The sequence below is a fragment of the Nocardia miyunensis NBRC 108239 genome (genome assembly GCF_001613065.1).
Classification (GTDB): Bacteria; Actinomycetota; Actinomycetes; order Mycobacteriales; family Mycobacteriaceae; genus Nocardia; species Nocardia miyunensis.
On the sequence record NZ_BDBQ01000072.1, the window covers coordinates 48,072 to 64,145 of the forward strand.

The window sequence follows — 16,074 nt, forward strand, 5'->3', positions numbered from 1 at the left end:
TACAGTTGTTAGCTCTTGCGGAGACAAGGAAACGCTCGTAACCTTACGTCTGTAAGTTGAAGCTGAGCAGATCGGAAATCCCATGAGCAACAACGTCTTCACCAGCAACGTCACCGAGATCGTCCTGCCCGGCAAGGTCGAACCGACCGGGCTGCAGGTCACCACCCGCGACCTTCCGTCGCCGGGCGAGGGGCAGGTCGTGCTGCGGATGGACGCGACCGGCGTGTCGTTCGCCGAGCAGCAGATGCGCCGCGGCAAGTACTTCGACCAGCCGCCCTTTCCGTTCGTCCCCGGTTACGACGTGGTCGGCACCGTGACGGCGGTCGGCCCGGGTGCGGACGCCTCACTCATCGGACGCCGGTTCGCCGCGGTCACCAAGACCGGCGCGTGGGCCAGCCACCTGCTCGTCGACGCCACCGACCTGCTGCCGGTACCGGACGGCATGGATCCGGCGGCCGTGGCGACCGTGCTGGTCAACGGGATCACCGCCTGGCAGATGCTGCACCGCACCGCCGAAGTTCGCTCCGGTGGAACCATCGTGGTGCTCGGGGCCAACGGCGGCGTCGGGTCGACCCTCGTGCAACTGGCGCGGCACGCCGGGATCACCGTCATCGGCACGGCGGCGCCGCGCCACCACGACGCGTTGCGCGAGCTGGGCGTCACGCCGGTCGACTATCGCGACCCGGATATGTACGGCCGGATCCGGGAGATCGCACCGGACGGCGTGGACGCGGTGTTCGACCACATCGGCGGGCCCGCGGTGGCGGAGTCGTGGCGGCTGCTGCGCCGGGGCGGGACGCTGGTGTCCTACGGCACGGCGGCGACCAAGGACGAGGAGGGCAACTCGCGGCTGCCGGTCCTGAAGCTGTTCGGGCAGCTCGGGGTGTGGAACGCCCTGCCCAACGGCAAATCCGCGCACTTCTACAACTTCTGGGCCGGGCGGCGCTGCCCGTCGTCATTCCAGGCGCGTCTGCGCGAGGACCTCACCCAGGTGCTGCGTCTGCTGGCCGACGGGGTGCTCACCCCGCAGATCGCGGCGCGATTCCCGCTGTCGGAGGCGGCATCCGCCCTGACGCTCGCCGAATCCCGCACCGTCGCAGGCAAAGTCGTCATCGTCCCGGACGCGGATCAGGCATAACACCACCCGCGGCTCCTCGTCGACCGGCAGCGGCCCGACTGACCGCGCTGAATCGACAATCGCGCCACCTACGTCAGTTTCGGACTCGCCTACGTCATCGGACACGGCGCCGCGGCGCTGTCCCAAGGTACGGATCCACTGATCCACCTCCCCGGATGGCTGCCGACAACGTTGCTGTTCACCGGCATCGCGATCGGCACCGTCTGCGCCGTCATCGCAGCTCAGCGCTCCCAGCGGGGCGCCGGCCAACCGCAGATACTCAGCGCCAGGCTCCTGGGCCTGGCCTGGATCGTGGCCTTCGCCGCCCTGTGCCTGGCCATCACGGGACTCACGTCCAGCCTCGACTACCCCGGTCTGGCGACCTGGCTCTGGCCCGCCGGTTCCGGCCTCATGGTCGGGCTGATCTACATCGCCGAGGGCGCCCACCGCCGCAACATCCTGCACTACAGTCTCGGCAGCTGGCTGACTCTGATCTCCGCCGCCGCGTGCTGGTTCAGCTCCCCCGTCTTCTTCTCGATCCTGGCCATCCTCGGAGGCGGCGGTTACATCGTCGGGACCGTCCTGGAAAGCCGCCGCCTCACCGACGCCTGATCCCCCGGGCACAAGCGCCGGAGAATTGTCCCCCCGCCCAGTCGGCCCAGCGGCGACTGGGTTTCCGGCTATCCGCCGCACCCTAATCGTGCAGACTGTGATCGATGAATGAAGTCGCTTGCATCGCAATGTATTCGCGGCATCTTCGCCCGATGATGCCCGAGCAGTCGATCACCCCGACGCGTAATCGCTTCTCCGGGAAAGCCGGACGAATCGATGAACCGGCGACTTGCCGAGTGGCCGGGCGAACAGCCTGTGCGAGTTCGAATCTCGCCCCTCCGCGATGGAGCGTTGGTCGAGCGGACCGGCCTGTCACTGCGACGGATCGGTAGAACCGTCCTCGTCGATATCGAAGAGTTCGCCGATCAGGCCGCCCAGGAAACGGCGGTGCTGGGAGGAGATTTCGGCAGCGGCGGCGCTGTCGCCCGCCGCGCACAGTTTGATCAGGTTGTCGTGGTGTTCGAGGGCGTCCTGCCAGCCGCGGAGGCTGGAGAACTTGCGGTAGTAGATGCGGTGGATCTGCGGGTGGACCTGTTGGATGAGGCGCTTGAGCAAGGGGTTCCCGGCGGCGTCGACGATCACGCCGTGCAGGATGTCGTCAGCGGCCAGGGCGGAGCCGATATCGTCTGCCTTGATCGCCTGTGCGAGATCGTCATTGGCGGTGCGCATGAGGGCGATCATGTCGGGGGTGAGATTGGGGACACCGGTTCGGACGGCCAGCTGATCCAGTACCTCCAGGACGGCCAGCGTCGCTTCGACGTCCGCGCGGTGCAGCGGAGTGATCCGGGTGAATGCGGCGGGTTTGGCCTCGACGAGTCCGGTATCGATCAGCCGGGCCAGGGCCTCGCGAACCGGAGTCCGGCTCAGGCCCAACTGATCTGCCAGATCGCTGTCGCGAACCTTCGAACCGGGCGCGAGCTGACCGGTGACGATCGCATCGCAGATCCGATCGAACGCCACATCGCTCATGCGTCGCCGCTCCACCCGGTCACCCAACATATTGGATACTGTACGGCCGACAAACTCCCGGGATACGCACGGCATGGAGTGACCCTGTCCACATCCAATATATTGGATGTGGTGTACTGTTCGACGCGGTTGGCGTACCGATTCGAATCCGCGCAGCGGGACAGCTGAGCGCCGAGAGGAAAGAACCCGAATGACCCGTACGTCCGCGCCGCAGACCGTCTCAGTCCCGGCGATCCACGCTCGCTCCTGGCTCCTGGTCCCGGGGTCGCGCCCCGATCGATTCGACGACGCCATCGATTCGGCAGCCGACGCCGTCATCTTCGACCTCGAGGACGGTGTGATCCCGTCCGCGAAAACCGCTGCCCGCGAACATGTCTCCGACTTCCTCACCGCCGGCGGCAGCGGCTGGGTGCGGATCAACAACATCACCACCGCGGATTGGCACATCGACCTCGCGGTTCTGCGCGACCTGCCCGGCCTGCGCGGCGTGATGCTCGCCAAGACCGAATCCGGGCAGCAGGTCGATCGCACCGCCGCCGAACTCCCCGGCATTCCGGTTCTCGCCCTGGTCGAATCGGCGCGCGGCATCGAGTTCGCCTTCGATATCGCCTCGGCCGATGCCACGATCCGATTGGCTTTCGGCACAGGCGATTTCCGCCGGGACACCAACGTCGGCGCGGACGCCCTGGGCTATGCGCGCAGCCGCCTGGTCGTGGCCAGCCGAGCCGCCGACATCGCCGGGCCGATCGATGGACCGTGCGTCACCGGACCTGCGGACCTGCCCGCGGAACTGGCGGTGACGAAGTCGATGGGGATGAGCGGCAAGCTCTGCATGCACGCTCGCGACACCGCGGTCGTCAACCGCGCACTGAGCCCGCAGCCCGACGAGGTCGCCTGGGCGGCGGAAACCATCGATCGACTCGGACCCGCGGGCGAGCGCGTCGCCGACGGCAGCGATCTCCCCAAACTCGCACGCGCCCACCGGATCAACCACATGACCGACGTCTTCGCCGGAGCCTGATCAGCACGAGGCCGACGCACCCGTCCCGGCCGGGACGGGTTGAGCGGCGTGCCTACCACGCTGTCGGGTGCGATCGACACCACCTCCGGCAGCGGCGGGGTCGACCGCCCGGACCGGACGGTCCGCGACGATCAACCCGGTTGCCCTGATTACCCCTGGTTCGGCGAATGCACTTCGGGTTCGCCGGGTTCGAACTGGATGTGCACGTTGTCGATGCCCCACGCCAGGCCCAGGTGTTCCTGGGGGTGGTGATCGGGCTTCAGGGTGAAACGGGGGATCCGGCGGTGGAGTTCTTCGAAGGCGATGCGCAGTTCCAGTCGGGCGAGGGGCGCGCCTACGCAGTGGTGCGGGCCCAGGCCGAATGCCACATGGGGCTTCGTCTCGGTGCTGACGAAGCGGTCCAGAATCACCTCGTCGGGACGCTCGTAGTAGGCGGGATCGCGGTTGGCGGCGGCGAGGGGGAAATGCACCCGTTCGCCCTTCGGCAGCGTCAGCTCACCCACCTGGACCGCGTCCTGGTTGATCGTGCGGGTCGGAACCGGCGGAGTGGCCCAGCGCAGGAACTCCTCTACCGAGGAGGCGAGTATCTCGGGCGTGTCGAACATCCGGTCCCACTTCTCCTGATTGCCCGCCAGGTGCACTATCGCCTGACTCAGCACACTCTGAACCGTGTCCAGGCCCGCGAGCATCATCAGCAGGAACAGGTCGAACAACTCCGCGTCCGAAAGCTTCTCGCCATCGATCTCGGCCTCGAGCGCCGCCGAGGTCACGTCCTCGCGGGACGGTTCCGCGCGGCGCTGCGCGATCAACGCGAACATGTACTCGCGAATTTCACCGTGTGCCTTGCCCCGCGCGGCATTGGCCTCGTCCTGCGACACATTCGGCACGCCGTGCATCACGACGTCGACCCAGCGGTTCAGCCGCTCGACGTCATCCTCCGGCCAGCCCATCATCTTCATGACGGTGACATTCGGGAACAGCAACGCGAAACCCGCGCCGAAATCGCATTCGCCGTCCGCGATCCACGCATCGATCAACCGATTCGCCCACGCCCGCAAACCGTCCTCGAGTTCGGCCACCCGCTTGGGCGCGAACGCTGGTTCGAGTACCGATCGGAACTGCCGATGGCGGGCTCCGTCGATCTCGATCGGGATCATCCCCTCCTCCGAACCGGCGGAGTTGATGCCGTCCGGATCGTTGGGAAAGCTGATGAAACCGCGGTTGCTGCGGCGCAGCACGCTGGAGATGTCGTCATAACGCGTCAGCACCCAGCATCCGTTGCCGCGCGCGGAATAGCTGATGGGCTGCACCTCCCGGCGCTGCGCGAGTTCCGCCAACTGGTCGCCGATGGTCGTCGAACTGTACGGGTCGTAATCCCGGCGATAAGTAGTGCGCAGCATGTCTATGGACATGTCTGTGGTCATGCTCGAACCCCACCTCATCTTGCGATCGCGTTCAAAGAGTACCTGCGGCCCGCACGCTAGCACCAACTCTATTGGGGCACAAAAGAATCCGCTCCCCATCGCGGCCCGCAACGGCCGGTCCGGCACGCCGGTGGTCCGTAGCGGATCGGTAGCTCCGACCTGGACCGCCGACGCGCGGGCGGCTAGAAGTTCAGCGGCGGGCTGGGGCTGAAACGGACCGGTAGCTCGGTCATGGAACGGTGGAACGGACCGGGCCGCCACACGGGCGCGCCGCTCGGGAAGTCCAACTCCATTTCCGGGAGGGCGTCGAGCAACTGGTCGATCGCGTCCTGCGCGATCATGTACGCGACGGTCTGCGCCGGGCAGCTGTGGTTACCCAGGCCCCAGGACAGATGCGAGCGATTGCCCCTGCGGTCGTTACTCTGCACCCGCGGATCGTTGTTGCACGCGGCGATGCTGATGACCACCGGCTGATTGGCGGGCAACCACACCTCGTCGATCAGGATGGGCTGGCGAGGATAGGTGAGCAGAAAGTTCGCCATCGGCGGATCGGTGAACAGCACCTCGTCGAGGGCATCGCGGGTGGATATGCTGCCGCCGAGCAGGCTGTCGCCGACGCTGCCGTGGGACAGGATCCGCAGCAGGCAGTTGGCGATCAGCGTCTGCTGGATCTCGATGCCCGCACCGTACTGGCTGTTGATCTGGTGCAGAATCTCCTCGTCGGACAGCGCGGCCGGATGCTGCAACATCCGGGTGACGGCGTCGTCGGCGGGCTGACTGCGCTTGAGCTCGAGCAGTTCCATCAGCGCCGCTCCGACGATCTGATTGCCCGTCGCGGCATCGACGTTCTCGAAGATCTTCGCCATCCCCTCGGCGATCCGATCACCCAGATACGGCGGGCAGCCCAGGAGAACATTGCAGGCGGCGAACGAGAGCGGAAAGCTGTACTGCTGAATCAGATCGGCGTGCCCGTCTCCGCAGAAGCGGTTGATCAGCGGAATGGCGAGCTTCTCGATATGGGAGTGCATGGCGAGCAGATCCACCCCGCGCATCGCCGCGGTGTGAACCTCCCGTAACCGGTTGTGCTCCTGGCCGGTGGTACGAGCCGGGACGGGCCGGTATCCGACGAGGGGAAGAATCGGACAGTCCTCGGGCAGGGTGCTCTGCCAAGTTCGCGGATCGGCCGGGAAGTGCTCGGGATCGTTGAGGATCTGCACGGCGGTCCGATAGTCGACCACCAGCGTCGCCGGGACTCCGGGCGACAGCTCCACAGGCACCATGGACCGATTGACTCGGCGCATTCGCGCGTAGTAACTGTACGGATCACTGGCGAATTCCGGTTGCCACAACAGGAACCGCGCGTCGTCGCTGCCGAACGGCACGTTTTGTCCGACGGGACAGGACGAGGTCCGCGGTCCGGGGCTGGGCATGCTCAAGAATCGACTCCAAACTGATCGCCCGTGTTGAGTGCGGCTGTAATGCTATCGCGCAGTGGCAAATTCACGTCATCTTCGACGGAACTCACGGCCGCTCAACGGTCTCACCTACGACCCAGTCGAGTGGCTTATCACGCGACACTACTCGTCATCACTCGGCGCGATGTGCGAGGCTCCCGAGTTGTCGGTTTTCGGCGCCTGCAACATATCCGGCAGATTCGTAACCGCGGTCGCACCTTCCACGGTCCGCTGTTCCACCGACCGCGGCGGAGATTCGTTCGCGATGCGCCACAACCACTTACGATCGAGTGCCGCCTGTAGGTCGGTGCCGCGGTGGTGAGCCAGCAGGATCGTGTGCCCCAGCAGGTCGGCGATCTCGTTGTCCACCGCATCGTTCAGCTCAGCAGGCGATTTGCCGCGGGAACGCCCCTGCCCGGTCGCGGCGAGGAACTGTTGCACCAGCTCACCGGCTTCCTCGGCGATCTTCAACACCAGCCATTCGGGCGTCCGCTGGAAATCGTGCTGCTGCGCATATCGCCGAGACACCTCGTCCAGTTGCGCGCCCAGCGTCTTCCAGTCCACGGGCTCCCCCTCTCAGCTCGGTCATACCTGGTCGGCCGAATATCCGCCGTAAATCCAGCGGACAGCGAACCATCCATCGCACGACACTATTATGGTGTCCCACATCGACCCCGCTCCCCTCGAGCTGCGCCGCGATCCGCTACCGCTGCTCACCGGCGTGAGCCGACGTCAGGGTATCGGTCGTGCCATCGCTCGCCGGTTGGCAGCGTCGGGCGCGAGCCTGTTCCTGCATCACTACGCACCACACGACGCGGACCAGCCGTGGGGCGCGGACCCCGAAGGACCACAGGCGATTGCCGACGATGTCGCCCAGCTCCATCCCGAGGGCGCGGCGGTACACCAGCTCGGCCTGGACCTCGCCGCCCCCGACGCACCCACCCGCCTGATCTCCTGGCTCGCCACCGACGAATCCTCCTGGATCACAGGACAAGTCATCAACACCGAAGGCGGCTTTCCGCCGCTGAACCCGACTCGGGACTCTCGGCCGCACCCCGTTCGACCCGCCATGAGGACAGCGAGCGACCGGCGTCGTCGCCACAGACTCCGATCTCGATCACCGCAAATGCTCTGTGGTGCGCTTGCTGATCGCAGCACTCAGCGCGTCGAGTTCGGCCAGCACATCCACTGCGGCCCAGATTCGGTTTCGCTTGCCTGCGTCGGTCAAGCTGTTGAGCGCACGGTATGTGCTGGCATCCGACGTACCGGTGATCTTTTGCGCCGTGTCGGCGTTGAAAATTGGTGTGCCGAGCAATGATTCGATCAGCAACCCGTCGGCGGAGTTGGCCCGGGGACGCACGGTCTCACACCAGCGCCGAGGCAGCTCGGACAACGCTCGCGCGGAATCCTCGGCGGCCTCGCAGGATTCCGCTGAGGCAGCGATAATTCTGGGCACCACGGCCTCTCTCGATCCAGGCTACCAACCCACCGACTGAGCAACCGGCGATTTCGTCTGCACACCAGGGGATTTCAGTCGACGCGGACGGACCGGTGCGATGAGTACCTGACTCATCGCACCGGATTATCAAGTCCCGCTATGTATTACGAATGCGCGGCCAACGTGTTGTACTTGTTGGTGTAGAACTTGCTGACGTCGAGTTTGCCGTGGATGGCGCCGGTGTCGCGCAGCCAGCTCTCCCAGCGGGTGAAGTCCTGGTCGGAGATGACGCCGTACTTGGCGGGGATGCCGACCGAGAGCCAGTACTTCAGGGTGCTGGTGTCCTCACCGGCGCGGTGCCGGGCTTCGATGATCTGACTCATCTTGGCGACCACCTGGTCCCGCGGGGTGTCGCGCTCCCATTCGATCGCCTTGGCGACGCCGGTGGTGAAGGTCCGCACCGCATCGGGGTGCTTCGCGATGACGTCGTTGCGGAAGACGTACGGCCCGCCGTCGATCGGCCCGCCGAACTCGTCGAGTTCGGTGAAGACCGGGCGCAGACCGCCGACGGCGAGCGCGCGCTGCTGGAACTGCCCGCTCAACGAGGCAACGTCCACCTGCCCCTTGCGCACCGCGTCCTCGATATTCGGCGGCGGCAGCGGAATCAGCTGGACGGATTTGACCTGATCCTGACTCAGACCGGCCTTGACCAGCGCGTCGTGGATATCGGCCTCGTTCTGGCCGCCCAGCGTATTCACGCCGACCTTCTTCCCGACCAGATCCGCGGCGGTGTGGATGGGACTGTCGTCGCGCACGTAGTAGCCCTGGAACTGCTTCTCGTCCGACCCGTAATAGTTGATCACGGCCGTGACCGGCGCGCCCGCGCTGATCAGCTTCGCCACGGCACCGGCGAAGGCCCCGCCGTAATCGACCTGGCCGGTGGCCGCGGCCTGGATCTCCGCGGGGCCGCTGGTCGTGGTGCCCTGCCACTGGAGCTTGACCTTGCCGTTGAAATATCCGAGGTTCTCGGCCAGTTCCGGCAGGAGCACCTGATCGGCCCAACCCAGGTATCGCAGCGTGGTGACGCCGTTTTCGGACTGCACCGAATCGCCCTTCCCGCAGGCGGTAAGCGGCAGGCTCAGGGCGGCGACCGCGGCCAACACGGCCACGGCACGGAGACGGGAGTTCCGAAAACGGTTCGGCTTCACAACAAATCCTCTCGAGACGCCGTGCGGACGATGGGTGCAGTTCGTTCGCACGCCGGGTCATGGTAGGGCGATCGAGCGCCCCTACCCGCCTGTTGCGTTCAGCCTGATCGAAACTCTGTCCCGCCGGAGTCCGGTAGCTCGCCGCTCGGCCGTATCGGATCAAATATTTGGTTGAGCACTCCGCGGTTGGGTCCGCAGGCTGCCGCGCCGCGGAATCCCGAGCAGCAGCCGGATCATGTGGTGCATCACCCGGGCCGGCGTGATCGCGTTGATCAGCAACAACATTCGAGCATCCGGACCCACCGGGTGACGGGCGTAGGCCGCGGTGTCCGCCAGCGCGGCGGCCAGGCCGCCCACGAAACGTTCCGGCGGCCGGGCGGCGCGCCCGACCAGCAGGCGGCCGCGGCGATCGATCGTGCGATGCAGGCGGGCGTAAGGGCCGTCGAGATCGCGGCTGTCGGTGGTGCCCGCATCGGTGATGATGTCGGTTTCGTAGGTGCCCGCGACGAGCACGGTGACCCCGATGCCGAACGGCGCCACCTCGCCGGCCATCGACTCACCCCATCGCTCGACCGCCCCCTTGACCGCGGAATACGGTGCGGTGGCGGGCATTCCGCGCACACCGCCCTCGCTGGACACCAGCACGATGCGTCCGCGTCCGGCCGCCCGCATGGCGGGCAGCAGCGCCTTGGTGAGCGCCACCGGACCGAACAGGTTGGTCGCGAACATCTTCTCCCACAACGCGATCGGAGTCTCCTCAACCATTCCGGCCGCGGAGATCCCGGCATTGTGAACCAGCGCGTCCGGAGCGCCCGCCACCTCGAGGATCTCCTTCGCGGCCCGCTCGACCGAGGACGGTTCGGTCAGATCGAGCGCGACCCCGATCAGCCGGGCGTCTCCCGGCGACGCGCCGGTCCGCTCCCGCAGGCGCTCCAGGCCCGCGTCGACCGAGCGCATGGCGGCGACCACCCGCCAGCCCCGGTGGTACAGATGGGCCGCCGAGACGAGTCCCAGCCCCCTCGAGGCTCCGGTGACGACGACGGTTCGCGACTCGGCCATGTGCTCACTCCTAGCCCGGATCAGCTACTACCCGGATTCTATTCACTTACGGCACAGCACAATACCCTGTTGACCAAATATCTGTTCCGGACTACAGTCCAGACCAGCGGCGGTCCGCGAGCGGGGTCGTGCTCGGATTTCGCACCACGGGACCACCTCCTCCAGAGCCCGAACAGGAGTGCAGCATGGATATGAACGACCTCGTGCTCGTCTCGGTCGACGATCACCTCGTCGAACCACCCGACATGTTCGACAACCACATCCCCGCCAAGTACGCCGGCGACGTGCCCAAGCTCGTCCAGCGCGCGGACGGCACCGATGCGTGGGTGTTCGAGGGACAGGAGGCGACCAACGTCGGCCTGAACGCGGTGGCGGGCCGCCCGCCGGACGAATACGGCGCCGAGCCCACCAAACTCGCCGAGATCCGCGAGGGCTGCTACGACATTCACGAGCGCATCCGCGATATGAACGCCAACGGCGTCGCCGCCGCGCTGAATTTCCCGTCGTATCCGCAGTTCTGCGGGCAGTACTTCGCGCGGGCCAAGGACAAGGATCTGGGCCTGGCCGTTCTGCGCGCCTACAACGACTGGCATATCGACGAATGGTGCGGCACATATCCGGGCCGGATGATCCCGCAGTCCCTGCCGCCGATCTGGGATCCGGAACTGATGGCCGCGGAGGTCCGGCGCACGGCGGCGAAGGGCTGCCACGCGGTCACCTTCTCCGAGAATCCGACCAAGCTGAATTATCCGTCCCTGCACGATCCGCACTGGGATCCGTTCTGGACGGCGTGCAGCGATACGAACACGGTCGTGAACCTGCACATCGGCTCGTCGTCGAGTGTGGTCATCACCTCGATCGACGCGCCCGTCGACGTGATGGTGACCCTGCAACCCATGAGCATCGTCCAGGCCGCTGCGGATCTGATCTGGTCACCGATGCTGAGGAAATTCCCGGACCTGACCTTCGCGCTGTCCGAGGGCGGCATCGGCTGGGTGCCGTATTTCCTCGAGCGCATCGACCGGGTGTATCGGATGCACCGCGCGTGGACCCATCAGGATTTCGGCGACAAACTGCCGAGCGAGGTATTTCTCGACCGCATCGCACTGTGTTTCATCGACGACGGATTCGGAATCCAGGCTCGCGACAAACTCAATCTCGACATGCTCAACTGGGAATGCGACTACCCGCATTCCGATTCCACCTGGCCGGTGGCCCCGGAGACGCTGGCGATCCATCTCGACGGCGTTCCGGACGACGAGGTGAACAGAATCACTCACGAGAATGCGTTGCGGCTCTACTCGTTCGACATGTTCGATCATCTGAACAGATCCGATCTCACCGTCGGCGCGCTGCGTGCCCAGGCGCAGGACGTGGACCTGGGCTATCGCTCCTCGGAGCGGCTCAAGAAGACGGGCACCGATACGGTGACCGTCATGGATCTGGCCCGGCAGCTGCCGACTTCGTCCTGATCGAAATACGGCCGCACCGCCGGAATTATCGCCCTCGGCACGAAACCCGTGCCGGCCGCCGGAATACCGCGGCCGGTACGGAACCACAGCTGGTGATACCGTGGATCAAAGAATTGTTATTCTCGACCGCCGGGCTCGCCCCCGTCCGATGACCGGGGCCGAGATGTTGTGGAGGTGTTGTGTGGCGCGTGGTCAGGTGAGCCGCGGGCAGCGCAACGCGGACGGGACGACCGAGGCCCCCGCGACGCGCAACGGCCGTACCGAAGACGACAGGTCCCGCCGCACCGAAATTCTCCAGACCGCGGCGTCGTTGATCGCGTCCTCGGGTTTGCGCACGTCGTTGCAGGAGATCGCCGACGCGTGCGGCATCCTGCCCGGCAGCCTCTACCATCACTTCGAATCCAAGGAAGCGATCCTGGTCGGCCTGCTGCAGCGTTATCACGCGGCATTGGATCAGGTCGCCCAGCACACCCTGGACACGCTGGATCAGCCCGACTCGCGCTCCCCGTTCGATCGCATCGCCGACCTCGGCGCGGATATCGCCACCTGCGCGGTGGATCATCGTGCGGCACTGCAGATGTCGTTCTACGAGGGCCCCAGTTCCAATCCCACCCTGATCGAGCTGACCAGGCAGCGCCCGACAGCGATCCTGGAGGCCGTGTTCCAGACGCTGCGCGCCGCGCGGTGGGCCGGATATCTGCGGCCCGACATCGATCTGCACCTGCTGTCGGACCGGATCACCCAGACCATGCTGCACGTCGGGCTGGACGTCATCCGGCACAACGCAACGGCGAACCAGGTGGCCCGGCTGCTGTGCCGGATTCTGCTCGAAGGCGTCGCCACCGCACGCCATTCGGACGCCGAACTCGACGCCTCCCCGGCCTTCCTCGCCGCCGACGCGGTCGTGCGGACCTGGTCCGACGAGCCGCCGGACGACTCCAAGGCCGCGCACATCCGCGCGGTCGCACGGGCCGAATTCGGCCGCCGGGGCTATGAGAGCACGACCATTCGCGATATCGCCGCCGCGGCCGGGCTCGGCACCGGTTCGGTGTACCGGGTCATCGGATCCAAGCAGGAGCTGCTCGCCTCGATCATGCAGTCGTTCGGCGAGAAGGTCGCGCTCGGCTGGACCGACGTGCTGCGTTCGGAGTCCTCACCGATCGAGAAACTCGACGCGCTGAGCTGGATCAATACCAATATGCTCGACCGGTTCGGCGACGAGTTTCGCATCCAGCTGGCCTGGATGCGGCAGTCGCCGCCGGACACCCCGAATCCGGGCTGGCTCTTCACCAAGCGCGTGCGACAGATGAAGGCGTTGCTCGCCAAGGGAATTCGATCCGGCGAGATCGCGATCGAAAGTCCCTCGGACGAGATGCTGGCACGCTGCATGATCGGCGTGGCCTGGATTCCCGAGAACATCCTCGCCGAGATCGGCACCCGCGCCTCACTGATTCATCTGCGTGATACCACGCTTCGCGGCGTCCTCGCGCGTCCGGAGTGACCGTTCACGGGTGTCGGGAGTTGTTGCGAGGCAAGTTGTTTCGACATCGATATGCGTGCGACGAGCGCGGCGCGCAGATACCACTGGCCGTCCGGGCTGAGCGGATCGACACCGGTGAGCCGACCGACCCGCTTGAGACGGTAATCGAGCGTATTGGTGTGGATGCTGAGCATCTGCGAGATGCGGCGGCGCGACAGGTCACCACGCAGATGCAGACGTAACGTCTCCTCCAGATACGGGTGATCGTCGAGCGGATCCAGCAGTGCGGCAAGGACTTCGCGGCTGGAGCCGGGCCGCGTGAGCTGATATTCCAGGGCCAGATCGGCGAATGTGTTCAACTGGCCGGTGCGGCCGAAGACCAGCGCGAGTTCCAGCAGTTCGTGCGCCTGCGGCGCCGCCGTGGGGATCTCGGCCTGCCGAGCCCACACCGCCGCGGCGGTGACGGGCACCTGCGCGGCCGCGGACAGCTCCGATACCAGTGTCACCGGGACGTCCTGGGCGTCGGCAGCCGGGACCAGGATCGTGCCGCCCGTCGCGGAGAGCCGAGGCAACACCTGGTCACCGTACCGCTCGGTGAGTTCGACCCGGATCCGGCGCAGCACCGGTTCGGCGGCCGGAGCGCCACCGGGCGGCACGGAAAGGGCCACCACCCAATAGGATTCGGCGACGGCGATCCCACACTCCCGCGACAGGCGCAGCGGTGACTCGCCGGCCAGCAACGCCGCAGCGAGCGATTGAATCAACCCCGACCGTCCGTCGCACCGGATCCGGTGATAGATCTCCGCGACCACCGCGGTCGCGGAGATGACGACTTCGAGCATGGCATCGGGGTCGTCGGCCAGTGCGGCGGAGCGCATCACCGCGCGCGCGGCGTCGACCAGGCAGACTCGTAGCTGGGCGTTCAGCGTGCGCACCGGAATCCCGGTCGCGGCCCAGCCGGTGGCGGCGATCTCCAGACGCCGGATCGCGGCGGAGGTGCCGTGGCCACATCGCAGACAGTCGATCAATTCCCGGCAGGCATTCGACACCACTAGCTCGGCACCGCCGCCGGATACAGCTTTCGTCGGCATAGACATCGCTTGCTGTAGAAAGGCTTTCGCCTTGGCGTGGGATCCGGCGGGTAGCCGACTCCCGGCGGCGACCCGTCACGCTGTGCGGCACCGCCCCGCGGTCGACCTTACGACCACGTCGTCTAACGATAACGGATCGATGCGCATAAGTACAACGCCGTTCGCGATAGTTGAGAATTGCATTTCCGCTGGCAGGTCGGCATCCGGACAGCTACACGGACCGCAATCACCCAGCACGCCGCACCCGCTTCGACGCTTCGCACTCATTGACCAAATATTCGTTCCGCGATAGCGTAATGGGCCGAGACACGTACGACGAAGCGAGACGCAGATGATCGACTTCACCGGCCAGGTCGCCGTCGTGACCGGAGCGGGTCGCGGACTGGGGCGGCGCTACGCACAGGAATTGGCCGCGCGGGGCGCGGCCGTCGTGGTCAACGACCTCGGCGGGAGCATGCGCGGCGAGGGCGCGGACACCAGCGTCGCCGATCAGGTCGTGCGGGAGATTCAGCAGGCCGGAGGTCGCGCGGTGGCCTCGTACAAGTCGGTTACCAGCCCCGAGGGCGGGTCCGCCATCGTGCGCGCGGCAGTGGATACCTTCGGTCGCCTGGACGTCGTGGTCAGCAATGCCGGAATCTTCAACAGCATCGCCTTCGAGGACATGACGCCCGCGGACTGGCGTCGCATGCTCGAGGTCCACCTCGATGGCGGATTCCACCTCAGCCACGCGGCCTATCCGGTGATGAAGGAACAGCGGTACGGCCGATTCGTATTCATCTCCTCCTCGGGCGGCATGTTCGGGCAGCCGATGGAATCGCATTACGCCGCAGCCAAAGCCGGTCTGGTGGGACTGTCCAACGTCATCTCGATCGAGGGCGAGCCACACGGCATCAAATCCAATACCGTGCTGCCGTTCGGCTTCTCGCGCATGGTCACCGAGACGGTCGGAGATCCGGAAGCCCTGGCGGACTTGGGCTTTCTGAAGGTCATCGATCCCGATCTGGTGGTGCCGATGGTGGTCTTCCTGGCCAGCCGCGACTGCGAATCGACCCATCACAACTATTCCGCCTGTGCCGGGCGGTTCGCCCGGGTGTTCGTCGGACTCGGCGAGGGCTGGCTCGCCGAGCCCGAAACCCGGCCGACCGCAGACGATATCGCCGCACACCTGCCGGAGATCTCCGCGACCGAGCCGTTCACCGTGCCGGGTTCGATCTTCGAGGAGATCTTCGGGATCTGCGAACGCCTCGGCGTGAATCCCCTTCGATAGCAACTCATTCCCGCTCACAATCGCCTGCCGCATCTCACCGGCGCGCTGCGGGGACATCCGGAGAAGCCTATGAGCTTCCTGGCCCGCCCAAGCGCTCCGGCGGCATAAGTCGCCGGAGTGCCTGGGGCACAGGGCTTTCAGATGTGGTAGTCGTACCAGCGCAGATAGCCCCCGGCGTCCACGCGCATCTGCATGCCGGTGACGTAGCGGGAGGCGTCCGAGGCGAGGAAGACGACCATTTCGCTGATGTCCTCGGGTTCGACGTAGGGCACGGGCATGGCCTGCTGCACCGGAAAGGCCACCTCGGCGTCCGCGCGGGTGGGATTGGGCAGGCCCGGGCGGAATGCCTGGTACATCGGCGCACTGTGCAGCATGGGGGTGTGGCCAGGGCCACCGCGTGACTGCGGCCCTGCCCCCGTGCTGCTCCGGTGATGAAGGCGACTGTCACACGCCCCATGTCGG

At 66.2% G+C, this 16,074-nt stretch carries 14 protein-coding genes and 1 pseudogene; 6 read left to right on the plus strand and 9 right to left on the minus strand.

The genetic code is table 11. The features are described 5' to 3' along the window. Positions 1 to 82 precede the first annotated feature (82 nt). Entirely contained in the window at positions 83 to 1,138 is a 1,056-nt protein-coding gene (locus NM2_RS29860) for a medium chain dehydrogenase/reductase family protein (RefSeq protein WP_067675590.1), read from the plus strand. Positions 1,139 to 1,309: 171 nt separating this feature from the next. Beyond that, positions 1,310 to 1,729, plus strand: a complete 420-nt coding sequence (locus NM2_RS29865) for a hypothetical protein (RefSeq protein ID WP_218026016.1) — start codon at positions 1,310 to 1,312, stop codon at positions 1,727 to 1,729. A gap of 312 nt (positions 1,730 to 2,041) precedes the next feature. Here the strand turns inward: NM2_RS29865 and NM2_RS29870 are convergent, their stop codons facing one another. Continuing rightward, the gene (locus tag NM2_RS29870) at positions 2,042 to 2,698 is read right to left on the minus strand and encodes a GntR family transcriptional regulator (protein ID WP_084531697.1); all 657 of its coding nucleotides are present in this window, start codon (positions 2,696 to 2,698) and stop codon (positions 2,042 to 2,044) included. 190 nt (positions 2,699 to 2,888) lie between these two features. Here NM2_RS29870 and NM2_RS29875 point away from each other — a divergent pair, with 190 nt between their 5' ends. After that, complete coding sequence (locus NM2_RS29875) at positions 2,889 to 3,719, plus strand: HpcH/HpaI aldolase/citrate lyase family protein (RefSeq protein WP_067675597.1); 831 nt, start codon at positions 2,889 to 2,891, stop codon at positions 3,717 to 3,719. Positions 3,720 to 3,868: 149 nt separating this feature from the next. Here the strand turns inward: NM2_RS29875 and NM2_RS29880 are convergent, their stop codons facing one another. From NM2_RS29880 to NM2_RS29910, 6 genes are all read right to left on the minus strand, one after another. Then, positions 3,869 to 5,143 (minus strand): cytochrome P450, encoded by a 1,275-nt coding sequence (locus NM2_RS29880; protein WP_169816255.1) that lies wholly within the window; start codon positions 5,141 to 5,143, stop codon positions 3,869 to 3,871. Positions 5,144 to 5,325: 182 nt separating this feature from the next. Further along, positions 5,326 to 6,525 (minus strand): cytochrome P450 family protein, encoded by a 1,200-nt coding sequence (locus tag NM2_RS29885; RefSeq protein WP_245718277.1) that lies wholly within the window; start codon positions 6,523 to 6,525, stop codon positions 5,326 to 5,328. 195 nt (positions 6,526 to 6,720) lie between these two features. After that, positions 6,721 to 7,161: a nucleoside triphosphate pyrophosphohydrolase family protein gene (locus NM2_RS29890; protein WP_174575696.1), complete on the minus strand. Its 441-nt coding sequence runs from the start codon at positions 7,159 to 7,161 to the stop codon at positions 6,721 to 6,723. 553 nt (positions 7,162 to 7,714) lie between these two features. Continuing rightward, positions 7,715 to 7,957: a hypothetical protein gene (locus NM2_RS29900; protein ID WP_245718278.1), complete on the minus strand. Its 243-nt coding sequence runs from the start codon at positions 7,955 to 7,957 to the stop codon at positions 7,715 to 7,717. A 242-nt stretch (positions 7,958 to 8,199) separates the two neighbouring features. Beyond that, complete coding sequence (locus NM2_RS29905) at positions 8,200 to 9,204, minus strand: ABC transporter substrate-binding protein (protein ID WP_245718279.1); 1,005 nt, start codon at positions 9,202 to 9,204, stop codon at positions 8,200 to 8,202. Between the two features lie 198 nt (positions 9,205 to 9,402). Then, positions 9,403 to 10,302, minus strand: coding sequence for an SDR family oxidoreductase (locus NM2_RS29910; RefSeq protein ID WP_067675616.1), 900 nt, complete (start codon positions 10,300 to 10,302; stop codon positions 9,403 to 9,405). Between the two features lie 185 nt (positions 10,303 to 10,487). Between NM2_RS29910 and NM2_RS29915 the strand changes: the two genes are divergently transcribed. Both NM2_RS29915 and NM2_RS29920 read left to right on the plus strand, forming a co-directional pair. Further along, entirely contained in the window at positions 10,488 to 11,774 is a 1,287-nt protein-coding gene (locus NM2_RS29915; RefSeq protein ID WP_067675619.1) for an amidohydrolase family protein, read from the plus strand. Between the two features lie 181 nt (positions 11,775 to 11,955). Then, entirely contained in the window at positions 11,956 to 13,275 is a 1,320-nt protein-coding gene (locus tag NM2_RS29920; protein ID WP_439956937.1) for a TetR/AcrR family transcriptional regulator, read from the plus strand. Here the strand turns inward: NM2_RS29920 and NM2_RS29925 are convergent. Beyond that, positions 13,227 to 14,351, minus strand: a complete 1,125-nt coding sequence (locus NM2_RS29925; protein WP_084531695.1) for a PucR family transcriptional regulator — start codon at positions 14,349 to 14,351, stop codon at positions 13,227 to 13,229. The two genes, NM2_RS29920 and NM2_RS29925, sit on opposite strands and share 49 nt — an antisense overlap. A 325-nt stretch (positions 14,352 to 14,676) precedes the next feature. On the opposite strand from NM2_RS29925, the gene NM2_RS29930 reads away from it, so the two are divergent. Then, entirely contained in the window at positions 14,677 to 15,612 is a 936-nt protein-coding gene (locus tag NM2_RS29930) for an SDR family NAD(P)-dependent oxidoreductase (RefSeq protein ID WP_067675625.1), read from the plus strand. A gap of 137 nt (positions 15,613 to 15,749) precedes the next feature. Here NM2_RS29930 and NM2_RS29935 read toward each other — a convergent pair. Then, a pseudogene (locus NM2_RS29935) lies at positions 15,750 to 15,995 on the minus strand (SDR family oxidoreductase); the annotation flags it as partial. Positions 15,996 to 16,074: the final 79 nt, after the last annotated feature.